Raw genomic sequence first — 14,809 nt, forward strand, 5'->3', positions numbered from 1 at the left:
CAGACTCGAACGAGGACTCAGCAGGGACGACGACCTCACCCACGCCTACCGCGACTGGCTTCAAGCCGCTTGACAGCAATAGGAGCATCAACGCGGCGGGCCCGGTGGACCCTGGCGGTCAGCTGGTCCAGAAGTCCCACCAGCGGGTCAGGATCATCATGCCGATGATGCCGATGTGCAGCACCGGCATCACCCAGGTGAACTCGCCGAAGAAGCCGCGCAGCCAGCCCGGGGCCGGCAGGAAGCCCTTGCGGACGTTGAAGGACGTCACGTACCAGAACATCAGGATCGTGGCGACCCAGGCCAGGCAGCACCACAGGCACAGCGCGTTGATCCGGTACAGGGACTGGAACTGCAGCCAGGTGCAGAAGCCCACGCCGAAGAGCGTGCCCGCGTTGAAGGTGAGCCAGTACCAGCGCGGGAAGCGGGCCCCGGCGAGCAGGCTCATGCCGACGCAGACGACGATGCCGTAGGTGACCAGGCCGAGGATCGGGTTGGGGAAGCCGAAGACGGCCGCCTGGTCGCTCTCCATGACGCTGCCGCAGGAGACGACCGGGTTGAGGCTGCAGCCGGGCGTGAACGTCGTGCCCGCGACCTTGGCCTCGAGCAGCTTGAACTTGTCGAGCGTGATGACCCACGCGGCGAGCACTCCGGCCGCACCCGTGATCACCAGCAGCAGGGCGAGGGCACGGCTGCCGCCCTCGGCGCGCGGTGTTCCGGGGGTCGGCTGCGGCGCGGGATCTGCCACGGTGGAGGCGTCCTTCACTGTCGTCTTGCTCATCACGCCGATTCCGTCACTCGAGAGTCGGACCTGCTTCGGGCACGGCCATTGTGCCGCACCACCCTGTATGACCACCGTTCGATGAACATAAGAGCGGCCCGCCGATCACCCCGGAGAGGTGTGTTCCGGTCGGTTTCCGTTCCCCAGGGGCACACGTGGACGAACACGCGCGCCCCTGGGAGCGACAAGGCGTACAGATCTGCTAGCCGAGCCTCGACTCCAGCTCCGCGACGATCTCGTTGACGCCGATCGCGGTCTGCTCGCCGGACTCCATGTCCTTGAGCTGGACGACGCCTTCGGCCAGGTCACGCTCGCCCAGCACCAGGGCGTAGCGGGCACCCGAGCGGTTGGCCGCCTTCATCGCGGCCTTCAGGCCCTTGCCGCCGTAGGCGAAGTCGGCGGCGACACCGTTCTTGCGCAGCTCGGTGACCTTGGCGAAGAGGATCCGGCGGGCCTCCTCGCCGAGCGGGACGGCGAAGACGGAGGTCACGGACGGGATGTCCAGTTCGATGCCCTCCGCCTCCAGGGCGAGGACGGTGCGGTCGACGCCGAGGGCCCAGCCCACGGACGGCAGGGACGGGCCGCCGATCATCTCGGACAGTCCGTCGTAGCGGCCGCCGCCGCCCACCGCGGACTGGGAGCCGAGGCCGTCGTGGACGAACTCGAACGTCGTGCGCGTGTAGTAGTCGAGGCCGCGCACCAGCTTCGGGTCGTCCTCGAAGACCACGCCCGCCGCCGTGATCAGCTCGCGGACCTCCTCGTGGTACGTCTTGCAGGCGTCGCACAGGTAGTCGCGCAGCAGCGGGGCGTCGGTCAGCTGCTTCTGCACGTCGGGGCGCTTGTCGTCCAGGACGCGCAGCGGGTTGATCTCGGCGCGGCGCAGCGTGTCCTCGTCCAGGTCGAGGCCGCGCAGGAAGTCCTGGAGGGCGGCCCGGTAGACGGGACGGCACTCCTTGTCGCCGAGGCTGTTGAGCAGGATGCGGAAGTCGCTCAGGCCCAGCGAGCGGTACGACTGGTCGGCCAGAATGATCAGTTCGGCGTCCAGCGCCGGGTCCTCGGCACCGATCGCCTCGGCACCGACCTGGGAGAAGTGGCGGTAACGGCCCTTCTGCGGACGCTCGTAGCGGTACTGCGAGCCCGAGTACCAGACCTTCACCGGCAGGTTGCCCGCCTTGTGCAGGTTGGCCTCCAGGACCGCGCGCAGCACGGGAGCGGTGGTCTCCGGGCGCAGGGCGAGCCGGTCGCCGCCCTTGGTCTCGAAGACGTACATCTCCTTGGTCACGATGTCGGTCGACTCGCCGACACCGCGGGCGAACAGCTCGACGTTCTCGAAACCGGGCGTCTCGATGTAGCCGTAGCCGGAGTTGCGCAGCGGGGCGGCGATCGCCTCGCGGACCGCGAGGAACTTCGCGGAGTCGGGCGGCAGCAGGTCGTACGTGCCCTTGGGGGCCTTGAAGGTGCTCACGGAAGGTCTCTCGTCACATTCCTCGTCGGGGAGCCTGTGGGGCGCCCTGGCCGGCGGCCACCTGCCGCAGATACGGGTTGGTGGCGCGTTCCTGGCCGATGGTCGTGTACTCGTTGTGCCCGGGCAGCACCACGGTGGAGTCGTCGAGCGGGAGGACCACGCGGGCCAGGGACTCGAGCATGTCGTCCATGGAGCCACCGGGAAAGTCGGTGCGTCCGATGGAGCCGGCGAACAGCAGGTCGCCCGAGAAGAGGACCGGCGGGATGTCCGCCGCCTCGGGCAGGCCGAAGGTCACCGACCCCCTGGTATGGCCCGGCGCGTGCGCGACCGTCAGCTCCAGGCCGGCCAGCTCCAGCTTCGTGCCGTCGGTCAGTTCCTTGACGTCGTCCGGCTCCCCGACGGTCAGCTCGCCCATGAGGGGCATGCCGATGGTGCGGCCGATCCCCTTCTCGGGGTCGCTCATCATGTACCGGTCCTCGGGGTGGATCCAGGCCGGCACGTCGTGCGCGCCGCAGACCGGGACGACCGAGGCCACGTGGTCGATGTGGCCGTGGGTGAGGACGACGGCGACGGGCTTGAGCCGATGCTTCCTGATCGCTTCCTCGACTCCGGGGGCCGCCTGATGGCCCGGGTCGATGATCACGCACTCCTCACCGGCGGCGGGGGCGACGAGATAACAGTTCGTCCCCCAGGCCCCGGCGGGGAACCCGGCAATGAGCACGATCGTCCTTCGTTTGTGTCGGTACGGGTGGGCTTGCGAACGGGCCGCGCCCATGGTCAGAGCCTACCGGCGGTGCCGATTCCTCAGCGAACCCATATACGGTACGGGGCTACACGCAGACGGTCGGTTCATCGCGCCCAGGCGTACCGGTCGGCACTCGAAGACGCATGAGGAGAGAACCCGGTGGTCACCCAGGAGCAGCGGCGGCGTCAGCTCGCCCGGGAGAAGTTCTTGCGGCAGCAGCAGCGACGTACCTCCGCGCGACGCAAGGCGCGCATGCGCAACGCGGCGATCGCGTCGGTGCTCGGCGTGATCCTGATCGGCAGTGTCGCGCTGTACACGACCGGGGTGGTCCTCAAGGACGACGACGACAAGACGAACGCGAGCGCGGAGGTCACGCCGAGCGCCTCGGCGAGCAGCAAGGCGCCGGACCCGTGCGACAAGCCGGCCGAGGGCGAGGTCAAGACGCAGACCTGGAAGAAGGAACCTGCGATGACCATCGACAAGTCGGCGAAGTACACGATGACACTGGCGACGACCTGCGGCGACATAGACATCGCGCTGAAGACGTCGGCGGCGCCGCACACCGTCAACTCGTTCAACTTCCTGGCCGGCAAGGGCTTCTTCGACCACACGCCGTGCCACCGGCTGACCACCAACGGGATCTACGTGCTCCAGTGCGGCGACCCGACGGGCCAGGGCAACGGCGGACCGGGCTACAACATCCCGGACGAGAACCTGAAGGACAAGAGCCTGAAGGACAACACGTACCCGGCGGGCACGGTGGCGATGGCGAACACCGGTCAGGCGAACAGCGGCGGCAGCCAGTTCTTCCTCGTGTACCAGGACAGTCCGCTGCCCCCCAGCTACACCCCGTTCGGCACGATCTCGGACGAGGGCATGACGGTGCTGAAGAAGATCGCCGCCGCGGGTGAGAGCACCGGCGCGGGTGACGGGGCACCGAACGCGACGGTCGTGATCGACAAGGCCACCGTCACGAAATCCTGACCCTCATCAGCGAAGTTCGGTCGCGCGGGATGCGGACAGGCCACCCGCCGGTCGCCTATGTTGGCCGTGACGAAACTGTGGACGATGCCCGGGGGCGGCGAAGCCCTCCGCAGGCATCATGTGGAGGAGGCGCTGTGAGCAGCGACCCGTGGGGCCGCGTCGACGAGACGGGGACCGTGTACGTGCGTACGGCCGACGGCGAGAAGGTCGTCGGTTCCTGGCAGGCAGGCTCCCCCGAGGAGGCGCTGGCCTATTTCGAACGCAAGTACGAAGGCCTGGTTGTCGAGATCGGCCTCCTCGAGAAGCGCGTGAAGACCACCGACCTGTCGGCGAAGGACGCCCAGACCGCCATCGACCACCTGCGGGAACAGGTCGACGCGCACCACGCGGTCGGCGACCTGGACGCCCTCAGGGCCCGGCTGGACAAGCTCGTCGCCCTGGTGGAGACGCGGCGCGAGGAGCGCAAGGCACAGCGGGCGAAGCAGTCCGACGAGGCGCGCGGCGCCAAGGAGGCACTGGTCGCCGAGGCCGAGGAGCTGGCGCGGTCCGAGCAGTGGCGGGCGGCCGGGGAGCGGCTGCGCTCCCTGGTGGACACCTGGAAGGGCCTGCCGCGCCTGGACCGCAAGTCCGACGACGAGCTGTGGCACCGCTTCTCACACGCGCGGTCGGCCTTCTCCAAGCGCCGCAAGCAGCACTTCGCCCAGCTGGACGCCCAGCGCGAGGAGGCCCGCCGGACCAAGGAACGGCTGGTCGCCGAGGCCGAGGCACTGTCGAACTCGACGGACTGGGGTCCGACGGCGGCGCGCTACCGCGACCTGATGTCCGAGTGGAAGGCCGCGGGCCGCGCCCAGCGCGAGCACGAGGACGACCTGTGGAACCGCTTCCGCGGGGCCCAGGACGTGTTCTTCGCCGCCCGCAGCTCGGTCTTCGCCGAGCGGGACGCCGAGCAGGCGGAGAACCTGAAGCTCAAGGAGGAGCTGGCCGAGGAGGCCGAGAAGCTCCTGCCGGTCACCGACCTGAAGGCGGCCCGCGCGGCGTTCCGCTCGGTCAACGAGCGCTGGGAGGCCATCGGCCACGTGCCGCGCGACGCCCGGCCCAAGGTCGAGGGCCGGATGCACGCGGTCGAGCGGGCGATCCAGGAGGCCGAGGAGACCGAGTGGCGCCGGACCAACCCGGAGGCACGCGCGCGTGCCGAGGGTCTGACCGGTCAGCTCCAGGCCGCCGTGGACAAGCTGCGCTCGCAGATCGAGCAGGCCCGCGCGCAGGGCAACAACGCCAAGGCCGACAAGCTCGAGCGTGAGCTGCAGGGCCGGCAGGCGCTGCTGGACCAGGCGCTGAAGGGGCTGCACGAGTTCGGCGGCTGACACGGATCCACCAGCGGAGGGGCCCCCGTACGGCGTGTACGGGGGCCCCTCCTGCGTGTGAGGTGGCCGTTACGAGGGCCTGCGCGCCGACGTCACCCGGTACACGTCGTACACGCCCTCCACGCCCCGTACCGCCTTCAGGACGTGCCCGAGGTGCTTCGGGTCGCCCATCTCGAAGGTGAAGCGGGAGGTGGCGACGCGGTCGCGGGAGGTCTGGACGGCCGCCGAGAGGATGTTGACGTGCTGGTCGGACAGCACACGCGTGACGTCCGACAGCAGCCTGGAGCGGTCGAGGGCCTCGACCTGGATGGCGACCAGGAAGACCGACGACTGGGTGGGCGCCCACTCGACCTCGAGGATGCGCTCCGGCTCGCGGGACAGCGAGTCCACGTTCACACAGTCGCTGCGGTGAACGGATACGCCGCTGCCACGGGTGACGAAGCCGATGATGGGGTCGCCGGGGACGGGCGTACAACAGCGGGCCAGCTTGACCCACACGTCCTCGACACCCTTGACGACGACGCCCGGGTCGGCGCTCGTCCGGCGTTTGCGGCCGCGACCGCGCGAGGGCGGTACCGCCTCGTCGATCTCCTCGGTGGCGGCCTCCTCACCACCGAGCGCCTGGACCAGCTTCTGCACGATGTTCTGCGCGGAGACATGGCCCTCGCCGATCGCCGCGTAGAGCGCGGAGATGTCCGAGTAGCGCATTTCGTGGGCGAGGGTGACCAGCGAGTCGCCGGTCAGGATGCGCTGGATCGGCAGGTTCTGCTTGCGCATGGCGCGGACGATGGCGTCCTTGCCCTGCTCGATCGCCTCGTCGCGGCGCTCCTTGGAGAACCAGGCGCGGATCTTGTTGCGGGCGCGCGGCGACTTGACGAAGCCCAGCCAGTCGCGGGAGGGGCCCGCTCCGGCCGCCTTGGAGGTGAAGACCTCCACCAGGTCGCCGTTGTCCAGGGTGGACTCCAGCGGGACCAGACGCCCGTTGACCCGTGCCCCGATGGTGCGGTGACCGACCTCGGTGTGGACGGCGTACGCGAAGTCGACGGGGGTGGCACTCGCGGGCAGCGCTATGACGTCGCCCTTGGGAGTGAAGACGAAGACCTCGTTGCGGGAGAGGTCGAAGCGCAGGGACTCCAGGAACTCCCCGGGGTCCTCGGTCTCCTTCTGCCAGTCCAGCAGCTGCCGCAGCCAGGCCATGTCGTTGAGATGGTCGTCCTTGCCCTTGCCGGACGACCTGGGCGCGTCGGTGCGCACCTTGGAGGCGCCCGCGACGGCCTCCTGCTTGTACTTCCAGTGCGCGGCGATGCCGTACTCGGCGCGGCGGTGCATGTCGAAGGTGCGGATCTGCAGTTCGACCGGCTTGCCGTTGGGGCCGATGACCGTCGTGTGCAGCGACTGGTACATGTTGAACTTGGGCATCGCGATGTAGTCCTTGAACCGCCCCGGAACCGGGTTCCAGCGGGCGTGGACCGTGCCCAGCGCCGCGTAGCAGTCGCGGACGGTGTCCACCAGGACGCGGATGCCCACCAGGTCGTAGATCTCCGCGAAGTCACGCCCGCGGACGATCATCTTCTGGTAGACGCTGTAGTAGTGCTTGGGGCGGCCGGTGACCGTGGCCTTGATGCGGGCCGCGCGCAGGTCCTGCTGGACCTCGTCGGTCACGATGGCGAGGTACTCGTCGCGCTTGGGGGCGCGCTCGGCGACCAGGCGGACGATCTCGTCGTACATCTTGGGATAGAGGATCGCGAAGGCGAGGTCCTCCAGCTCCCACTTGATGGTGTTCATGCCCAGCCGGTGGGCGAGCGGCGCGTAGATCTCCAGGGTCTCGCGCGCCTTCTTCTCCTGCTTCTCGCGCTTGAGGTAGCGCATGGTGCGCATGTTGTGCAGCCGGTCGGCGAGCTTTATGACCAGGACGCGCGGGTCCTTGGCCATGGCGACGACCATCTTGCGCACGGTCTCGGCCTGCGCGGCCTCGCCGAACTTGACCTTGTCCAGCTTGGTGACGCCGTCGACGAGCAGGGCGACCACGTCGCCGAAGTCGCGGCGCAGGTCCTCCAGGCCGTACTCCGTGTCCTCGACGGTGTCGTGCAGCAGGCCGGCCATCAGCGTGGCCGGGTCCATGCCGAGCTCGGCGAGGATGGTGGTGACGGCGAGCGGGTGCGTGATGTACGGGTCGCCGCTCTTGCGCTTCTGTCCGCGGTGCCAGCGTTCGGCGACCTGGTAGGCGCGCTCGATCTGGCGCAGCGTCGCCGTCTCGATCTTGGGGTCGTTGCTGCGCACGATCCGCAGCAGGGGCTCCAGGACCGGGTTGTACGGGTTGGCGCGCTGGACGCCGAGGCGGGCGAGACGGGCGCGCACGCGGTTCGAGGAGCCGGAGCGGGCGGGCTGCCCGGTGGGCGTGCGGACCACGGGTGCGTTCTGGGGGCGCTCGGGCGGCAGGGGCTTGGGGCGCGGCTGCCGCTCGCCCGGCTTGTCGACGGGCGCCGCCGGGGCGTGCTGGATCGGCCCGTGCGTGTCGTTCTTCGCCTGCGGCGCGCTCGGTGCGGGCTTCGCCGCGGACGCCGAGGCGGACTCGGGCTTTGCGGCGGTCAGTGGCTGGGCCTCGTCTGGCAAGAGGACTCCTCGTGCGCGATCCGGGTCCCCCGGTCAGGCTCCGGAAACCCCATGGTAGCGATCCTGCGCCCCAGGATCGCCTTCAGGCCGATGTGAGGGCGGTCAACCGGGGAAACACCTGAGGCGGGCGCCGGATTCCTCCGGGCCCGCCTCCGCTGTGCGACGAGAGCCGTCAGACCGTGAGCAGCGCCTTCAGCGGCGCCCCGGCCAGGGCCGGCTCCAGCCGGGCTCGCCCGCCGAGGAAGCCCAGCTCCATCAGGACGGCGAGGCCGGCGACCTGGGCGCCCGCCCTGCGGATGAGCTCCAGCGACGCCTGAGCGGTGCCACCGGTGGCGAGGACGTCGTCGACGACCAGCACACGGTCGTCGGCGGTCAGGTCCTCGGCGTGCACCTCGATCTCGGCCGAGCCGTACTCCAGGTCGTACGCCTGGCTGAGGGTGGCTCCGGGGAGCTTGCCCGCCTTGCGTACGGGGATGAAGCCGAGCCCCGCCCTCAGGGCGACCGGGGCGCCGAGGATGAAGCCGCGGGCCTCCAGACCGACGACCTTGGTGGCGCCGGTGCTCACGGCCACCTCGGCGAAGGCGTCGGTGAGGGCCGCGAACGCCGCCGGGTCCGCCATGAGCGGGGTGATGTCCTTGAACACCACGCCCGGCTCCGGGTGGTCGGCCACGTCCCGGATGCGGCTGAGCAGCAGTTCCGTGATGTCGGTGGTCCCGGTCATCGGCGCTTCCCCGAGGGTCGGCCGCGGCCCCTGGCGCGGGACGCGGGCTGGTTCCGGAGACCGACGCCGGCGGGGGCCGCGTCCTCGGGCTCGTCGGCCTCGTCGTCGGCGTACCGCTCGTCGTCGACGGCGGACTCCGCCGGCTCGCCCTGGGCGGCGGCCTGGGCCCGCTTGGCGAGGACCCGCTTCTTGAGGGCCTTCATCTGCGGCTCGGCCTCCTTGAGGTCGGCGACGAGCGGCGTGGCGATGAAGATCGACGAGTACGCGCCCGCGGCGAGGCCGACGAACAGGGACAGCGAGATGTCGTTGAGCATGCCGGCGCCGAGGACACCGCCACCGATGAAGAGCAGACCGCCGACCGGCAGGAGCGCGACCACCGTGGTGTTGATGGAGCGGACCAGGGTGCTGTTGATCGAACGGTTGGCGATCTCTCCGTAGGTCCAGCGGGTCTGCTTGGTGATGTCTCTCGTCTGCTCCTTGAGACTGTCGAAGACCACGACCGTGTCGTAGAGCGAGTAACCGAGGATCGTGAGCAGACCGATCACCGTGCCCGGCGTGACTTCGAAGCCGACGAGGGCGTAGATGCCGACCGTGATGGTGATGTCGTGGATGAGCGCGACGAACGCGGCGAGCGCCATGCGCCACTCGAACGCGATCGCCAGGTAGATCACCACGAGGACCATGAAGATCCCGAGGCCCTGCCAGGCCTTGTTCGCGATCTGGTCACCCCAGCTGGGACCGACCAGGTCGGCGTTGATCTTCTCCGCCGGGACGTCCAGGTCCTGGGAGAGCTCTTCCTTGATCTTGTCCGACTGCGCGGTGTCGGTGCCCGCGATCTGGATGCGGAGGCTGCCGTCGCCGAGCTTCTGGACGATCGCGTCGTGGCCGGAGGCCTCTTCCGCGTACGTCTCCGCCTGGGACACGGAGGCGGACATGTTCTTCGGGGTGGTGAAGACCGCGCCGCCCTGGAACTCGATGCCCATGTGCAGACCGCGCACCGCCAGGCCGACGATGGCCGTGATGGTGATCAGGATCGAGATGCCGTACCAGAGCTTGCGGTTCTTGACGAAGTCGTAGCCGACCTCGCCGTGGTGCAGTCGGGCGCCGAGGTTGCCGAGCTTTCCCATCTCACGCCTCCTTCGGGTCGACAGGGCCGGCAACGGGACGGGACGGGCGGCGGGTGCGGCGCAGCGGCGGCTTGGCACCCAGGCTCTTCGGGTCGAGGCCGGACCACTTGTGGCCGCTCGCGAAGAACCTGCGCCGGGCCATCAGCGTCAGCAGCGGCTTGGTGAAGAGGAACACGACCACCACGTCGAGCAAGGTCGTCAGACCCAGGGTGAACGCGAAGCCCTGCACCTTGCCGACGGTGACGATGAAGAGCACCGCGGCGGCGAGGAAGGACACGAAGTCGGAGACCAGGATGGTGCGCCGGGCACGCGGCCAGGCCCGCTCGACGGCGGGTCGCAGCGAGCGGCCCTCCCTGATCTCGTCGCGGACGCGTTCGAAGTACACGATGAACGAGTCCGCGGTGATACCGATGGCGACGATGGCACCGCACACGGCCGGCAGGTTCAGCGCGAAGCCGATGGCCGGGCCGAGCAGCGACATGATCACGTACGTGAGACCCGCGGAGACCAGCAGCGAGGCGACGGCGATGAACGACAGGCCGCGGTAGTAGACCAGCAGGTAGAGGACGACCAGGGCGAGGCCGATCGCGCCGGCGATCAGACCGGCCTTGAGCTGCTCACCGCCGAGCGCGGCGGTGACGGTGGTGACGCTGTCCTCCTGGAAGGTCAGCGGCAGAGCGCCGTAGGACAGCATGTTGGCGAGGCCCTGGGCCTCTTCCTGGTCGAAGTTGCCGGAGATCTCCGCGCTGCCACCGGTGAGCGCCTGGCTGACGTACGGGTCGGAGACGACGTCGTTGTCCAGGACGATGGCGAACTGGTTCTGCGGGGACTGGTTCTGGGCCAGCTTGCCGGTGATGTCCGCGAACTTCTTGCCGCCCTCGTCCGTGAACTTCATCGTCACGGTCCAGCCCGCGCCGGTCTGCGTGTTGAGGACGGCCTCGGACTTGTCGACGTCCGTGCCGTCGACCGCCGCGGGGCCGAGGAGGTACTTCTGCCACTGGCCCTGCGAGTTCTGGCCGCAGGCGACCGTCGAGTCGCCGGGCTTGGAGCCGTCGCCCGCCTTGGCGCGGACCGCCTCGTCGGTGCAGTCCAGCGCCGCGTACTGCTCCTGGAGCTTGGCGGTCGCGTCGTCACCGGAGGCGCCGGCGCTCGGGGACGGGGAGGCGCCGTCGGACGTCTTGGCGGACGGGCTGGGGTCGGCCTTCAGGGCGTCGCTGGCGGCACGGCCCTGGGTGGTGGCGCTCGCCGAGGCGGAGTCGGACGGGGAGGACGACGACCCGCTGCCGTCGGTCGCCTTGTCCTTGTCGGACGCCCCGTCGGTGGCCTTGTCGCTCGCGCCGTCGGTGGCCTTGTCCGAGGCGCCGCCGGTGGCGCTCGGCGAGGGGCTGCCGGTCGCGCCGGCGCCGGAGAGTTCGGTGGCGAGGACCGGACGGAAGTACAGCTTGGCGGTGGTGCCGACCTGCTCCCGGGCTTCCTTCGAGTTCGTCCCCTTGGGGATGTTGACGATGATGTTCCGGTCGCCCTGGGTCTGGACCTCGGCCTCGGAAACACCCAGACCATTGACGCGGCGGTTCATGATCTCGACCGCGGTGTCCATGTTGGTCTTGTTGATCGCGGACTCCTGGCCCGCCTCCGGCACCGCGCGGAGCGTGATGCTGGTGCCGCCGGCCAGGTCGATACCGAGACGCGGAGTCGTGTGACCGGAGGCGAACATGCCTCCGGTGAGCGCCACGATGGCGATCAGAATCAGGGCCAGCGAGCGCCCGGGCTTACTCTGAGCGCTCGCATTCTTTCCCTTTTTAGGTGCTACCACCTTTGCGTACTCCCTCTCGGGCCGCTTCGCGCCGGGTAGGCGTCACCGGCGGCCATCACATGGTGTCGGGATCCGTGCGAGCCGCGCATCGCACGGGGTGCGCGGGAACGGTCCGCGCACCCCGGAGCACGGCTTACTTCGCCTCGGAACCGCCGTCGGACTTCTTCGCCTGCTCGTCCGTCTTCGCCTCGGCGGGCGCGGCGTCGGCCGTCGGCTCGTCGTCCGCGTCCTTCTTGCCGAGGTCGACGGACTTGCCGTCGGAGGCGGCAGCGTCGTCGGCGGAGGCGTCGGTCCCGGTGAGGGAGGAGGCATCGTCCGGGACGATGTCGGCGTCGGACTTCAGGTCGTGCTCGATGCCGTGGACGATGCGGTTGTACTCGTCGTCGGTGAGGACGGCACCGATGGAGTTCTTGGCGAAGAGCAGTTCCACACCCGGGCCGGCGTCGAGGAGGACCGTGTCGTCGTTGACCTCCTTGACCGTGGCGTACATGCCCCCGATGGTGCGGACGCCGGAACCGGGCTGCATCTGGTTCCGCATGTCGACGGCCTGCTGCTGCTTCTTCTTCGCCGACCGGGTCATCAGGAACATGGCCCCGATGAGCACGATGAACGGGAGGAGGGTCACGAGACTCACGGGTCGGTACTTCCTTCACACGACCGCGATGGTGAGCGGCCTGATGGTTGGGGGTGTGTGCGCCGCCGACAAGGGCGGCATCGGCGGAGTCTAAGCGAGTCCGCATGCATGGAACAACGCTCAGCATCGCACCGGGGTTCCTGCTCCGGCGAATGCGCTCGGCGTGGCGGGGTCGTCACGCCCCGAACAGGTCCTGTTGTCCGTTTCCGGAGTTCTGCGAACGCGGCGGGGTGAGGCCGAGATGCGCCCATGCGGCCGGGGTCGCGACCCGTCCGCGCGGGGTGCGGGCCAGCAGGCCCTCCCGCACGAGGAAGGGTTCGGCGACCTCTTCCACTGTCTCACGCTCCTCCCCGACGGCGACGGCGAGCGTGGACAGGCCGACCGGACCGCCGCCGAACAGCTTGAGCAGTGCCTCCAGCACGGCGCGGTCCAGGCGGTCCAGGCCCCGGGCGTCGACCTCGTAGACCGCGAGGGCGGCCGCCGCGATCTCCTGGGTGATCAGGCCGTCGGCCTTGACCTGGGCGTAGTCCCGGACCCGGCGCAGCAGACGGTTGGCGATGCGGGGCGTGCCGCGGGAGCGGCCGGCGATCTCGGCGGCGCCGGCCGGGTCGATCTCGACGTCGAGCAGGCCGGCGGATCGGTGGACGACGCGCTCGAGCTCCGTCGGACCGTAGAACTCCATGTGCCCGGTGAAGCCGAAGCGGTCGCGCAGCGGGGGCGGCAGCAGGCCCGCGCGCGTGGTGGCACCGACCAGGGTGAAGGGGGGCAGTTCCAGGGGGATGGCCGTGGCGCCCGGGCCCTTGCCGACGATGACGTCGACGCGGAAGTCCTCCATCGCCATGTAGAGCATCTCCTCGGCGGGCCGCGACATGCGGTGGATCTCGTCGAGGAAGAGGACCTCACCCTCCTGGAGGGACGAGAGGATCGCCGCGAGGTCTCCGGCGTGCTGGATGGCGGGGCCGGAGGTGATGCGGATGGGGGCGCCCATCTCGGCGGCGATGATCATCGAGAGGGTGGTCTTGCCGAGGCCGGGGGCACCGGAGAGCAGTACGTGATCGGCGGTCGCCCCGCGCGCGCGTGCGGCACGCAGCACGAGGTCGAGCTGCTCACGGACCTTCTCCTGGCCGATGAACTCGCCCAGGTCCTTGGGGCGCAGGGCGGCCTCGACGGCCTGGTCCTCGCCGTCGGCGACAGGGCCCACCAGCCGCTCGGAGGCGTTGGCGTCGGTCGTGTCGTCCCAGTTCACTTGAAAAGTCTCCTAGCCGGCTATCGGGCGCGGTTGAGCGTCTGCAGGGCCGCCTTCAGCAGCTGCCCCACCTGGGGCGTGCCCTCGGCGGCCTCCGCCTGGGGCGCCACGGCGGAGACGGCCTCGTCGGCCTCGCGGGTCGCGTACCCGAGGCCGATCAGGGCGGCGTGCAGCTGGTCGCGCCAGCCGGTGCTGACCGGGGCGCCGACGGCGGGGGCCCCGATGGGTTCGCCGAGGCGGTCCTTCAGTTCCAGGAGCAGCTTCTGCGCTCCCTTCTTGCCGATGCCGGGGACGGCGGTGAGCGCCTTCTCGTCACCGGTGGAGACGGCTCTGCGCAGGGCGTCGGGACTGTGCACGGCGAGCATCGCCTGGGCCAGGCGGGGGCCGACGCCGCTGGCGGTCTGGAGGAGCTCGAAGACCTGACGCTCGTCGTCGTCGGCGAATCCGTACAGGGTGAGCGAGTCCTCGCGGACGACGAGCGAGGTGGCGAGCCTGGCGGGCTTGCCCATGCGGAGGGTGGACAGCGTGTTCGGCGTGCACTGGACGGCCATGCCGACGCCGCCGACCTCGACCACCGCGGCGTCGGGGGCGAGGGCGGCGACGGTACCGCTGACGAAGGCGATCATGTCGTACGGCCTTTCGGGACGTGCGGGGTGCGGGGGGCGCGGGACGCGTGCAGGGCCACGGCCTGCTGGAGGCGGTTCTGCGCGGGGGCGCGCCAGATGTGGCAGATGGCGAGCGCGAGGGCGTCGGCGGCGTCGGCCGGCTTGGGGGGCGCGGCGAGCCGCAGCACGCGGGTGACCATGGCACCGACCTGGGCCTTGTCGGCGCGTCCGCTGCCGGTGACCGCGGCCTTGACCTCGCTCGGAGTGTGCAGGGCGACCGGGATGCCGCGGCGGGAGGCGCACAGGATCGCCACGGCGCTGGCCTGGGCGGTGCCCATGACCGTGCGCACATTGTGCTGGCTGAAGACGCGCTCCACCGCCACGTACTCCGGCCGGTACTCGTCGAGCCACTGCTCGATGCCCTGCTCGACGGCGACGAGACGGTGGCCGAGGTCGGCGTCCGCGGGTGTACGGACGACGCCGACACCGACCATGGTGAGCGGTCTGCCCGCGACGCCCTCCACGACACCGACCCCGCAGCGGGTCAGTCCGGGGTCCACCCCCAGTACGCGCACGTCCCCTCCCATCGATCACCTGTTTGTGCAGGCTATCGGGTGGCACTGACATTGATGCTGATACTCGGGTTCCGGCGGTCGTGACTCGGGCACTGACTGACGCCCTGCTGGGCTGTCCTTGTGTTGGTCTGTCCGG

13 protein-coding genes are annotated in these 14,809 nt (G+C 69.9%); 2 read left to right on the forward strand and 11 right to left on the reverse strand.

What is annotated here, in order from left to right:
• Positions 1–118 precede the first annotated feature (118 nt).
• The 3 genes from ACIGO6_RS40970 to ACIGO6_RS40980 form a co-directional block, all read right to left on the reverse strand.
• The gene (locus ACIGO6_RS40970; RefSeq protein ID WP_399885784.1) at positions 119–781 is read right to left on the reverse strand and encodes a vitamin K epoxide reductase family protein; all 663 of its coding nucleotides are present in this window, start codon (positions 779–781) and stop codon (positions 119–121) included.
• Positions 782–983: 202 nt separating this feature from the next.
• Positions 984–2,246 (reverse strand): histidine--tRNA ligase, encoded by a 1,263-nt coding sequence (hisS, locus tag ACIGO6_RS40975; RefSeq protein WP_399885786.1) that lies wholly within the window; start codon positions 2,244–2,246, stop codon positions 984–986.
• A gap of 13 nt (positions 2,247–2,259) precedes the next feature.
• A complete protein-coding gene (locus ACIGO6_RS40980) occupies positions 2,260–2,967 on the reverse strand; it encodes an MBL fold metallo-hydrolase (RefSeq protein WP_399885788.1) in 708 nt (235 codons plus the stop codon).
• A gap of 183 nt (positions 2,968–3,150) precedes the next feature.
• On the opposite strand from ACIGO6_RS40980, the gene ACIGO6_RS40985 reads away from it, so the two are divergent.
• Positions 3,151–3,975: a peptidylprolyl isomerase gene (locus ACIGO6_RS40985; RefSeq protein ID WP_399885790.1), complete on the forward strand. Its 825-nt coding sequence runs from the start codon at positions 3,151–3,153 to the stop codon at positions 3,973–3,975.
• A 134-nt stretch (positions 3,976–4,109) separates the two neighbouring features.
• Positions 4,110–5,339, forward strand: a complete 1,230-nt coding sequence (locus ACIGO6_RS40990) for a DUF349 domain-containing protein (protein WP_399885792.1) — start codon at positions 4,110–4,112, stop codon at positions 5,337–5,339.
• Between the two features lie 69 nt (positions 5,340–5,408).
• Here the strand turns inward: ACIGO6_RS40990 and relA are convergent, their stop codons facing one another.
• The 8 genes from relA to ruvC all read right to left on the reverse strand — a co-directional run bounded on the left by relA (position 5,409) and on the right by ruvC (position 14,673).
• The gene (relA, locus tag ACIGO6_RS40995) at positions 5,409–7,952 is read right to left on the reverse strand and encodes a GTP pyrophosphokinase (protein WP_399885794.1); all 2,544 of its coding nucleotides are present in this window, start codon (positions 7,950–7,952) and stop codon (positions 5,409–5,411) included.
• A gap of 172 nt (positions 7,953–8,124) precedes the next feature.
• Positions 8,125–8,673 carry an adenine phosphoribosyltransferase gene (locus tag ACIGO6_RS41000; RefSeq protein ID WP_399885796.1) on the reverse strand — a complete coding sequence of 183 codons (549 nt, stop codon included), beginning with the start codon at positions 8,671–8,673 and terminating at the stop codon, positions 8,125–8,127.
• On the reverse strand, positions 8,670–9,800 hold the full coding sequence (secF, locus tag ACIGO6_RS41005) for a protein translocase subunit SecF (protein WP_399885798.1): 1,131 nt from the start codon (positions 9,798–9,800) through the stop codon (positions 8,670–8,672). Before secF ends, ACIGO6_RS41000 begins: the two co-directional genes overlap by 4 nt.
• Before the next feature lies 1 nt (position 9,801).
• Positions 9,802–11,613 (reverse strand): protein translocase subunit SecD, encoded by a 1,812-nt coding sequence (gene secD, locus ACIGO6_RS41010; RefSeq protein ID WP_399885800.1) that lies wholly within the window; start codon positions 11,611–11,613, stop codon positions 9,802–9,804.
• 133 nt (positions 11,614–11,746) lie between these two features.
• Complete coding sequence (gene yajC, locus ACIGO6_RS41015) at positions 11,747–12,247, reverse strand: preprotein translocase subunit YajC (RefSeq protein ID WP_399885802.1); 501 nt, start codon at positions 12,245–12,247, stop codon at positions 11,747–11,749.
• A gap of 175 nt (positions 12,248–12,422) precedes the next feature.
• Entirely contained in the window at positions 12,423–13,493 is a 1,071-nt protein-coding gene (gene ruvB / locus ACIGO6_RS41020) for a Holliday junction branch migration DNA helicase RuvB (protein WP_399885804.1), read from the reverse strand.
• 20 nt (positions 13,494–13,513) lie between these two features.
• Entirely contained in the window at positions 13,514–14,119 is a 606-nt protein-coding gene (gene ruvA, locus ACIGO6_RS41025; protein ID WP_399885806.1) for a Holliday junction branch migration protein RuvA, read from the reverse strand.
• Positions 14,116–14,673: a crossover junction endodeoxyribonuclease RuvC gene (ruvC, locus tag ACIGO6_RS41030; protein ID WP_399885808.1), complete on the reverse strand. Its 558-nt coding sequence runs from the start codon at positions 14,671–14,673 to the stop codon at positions 14,116–14,118. Before ruvC ends, ruvA begins: the two co-directional genes overlap by 4 nt.
• Positions 14,674–14,809: the final 136 nt, after the last annotated feature.

Source organism: Streptomyces sp. NPDC053750 (genome assembly GCF_044544295.1).
Classification (GTDB): Bacteria; Actinomycetota; Actinomycetes; order Streptomycetales; family Streptomycetaceae; genus Streptomyces.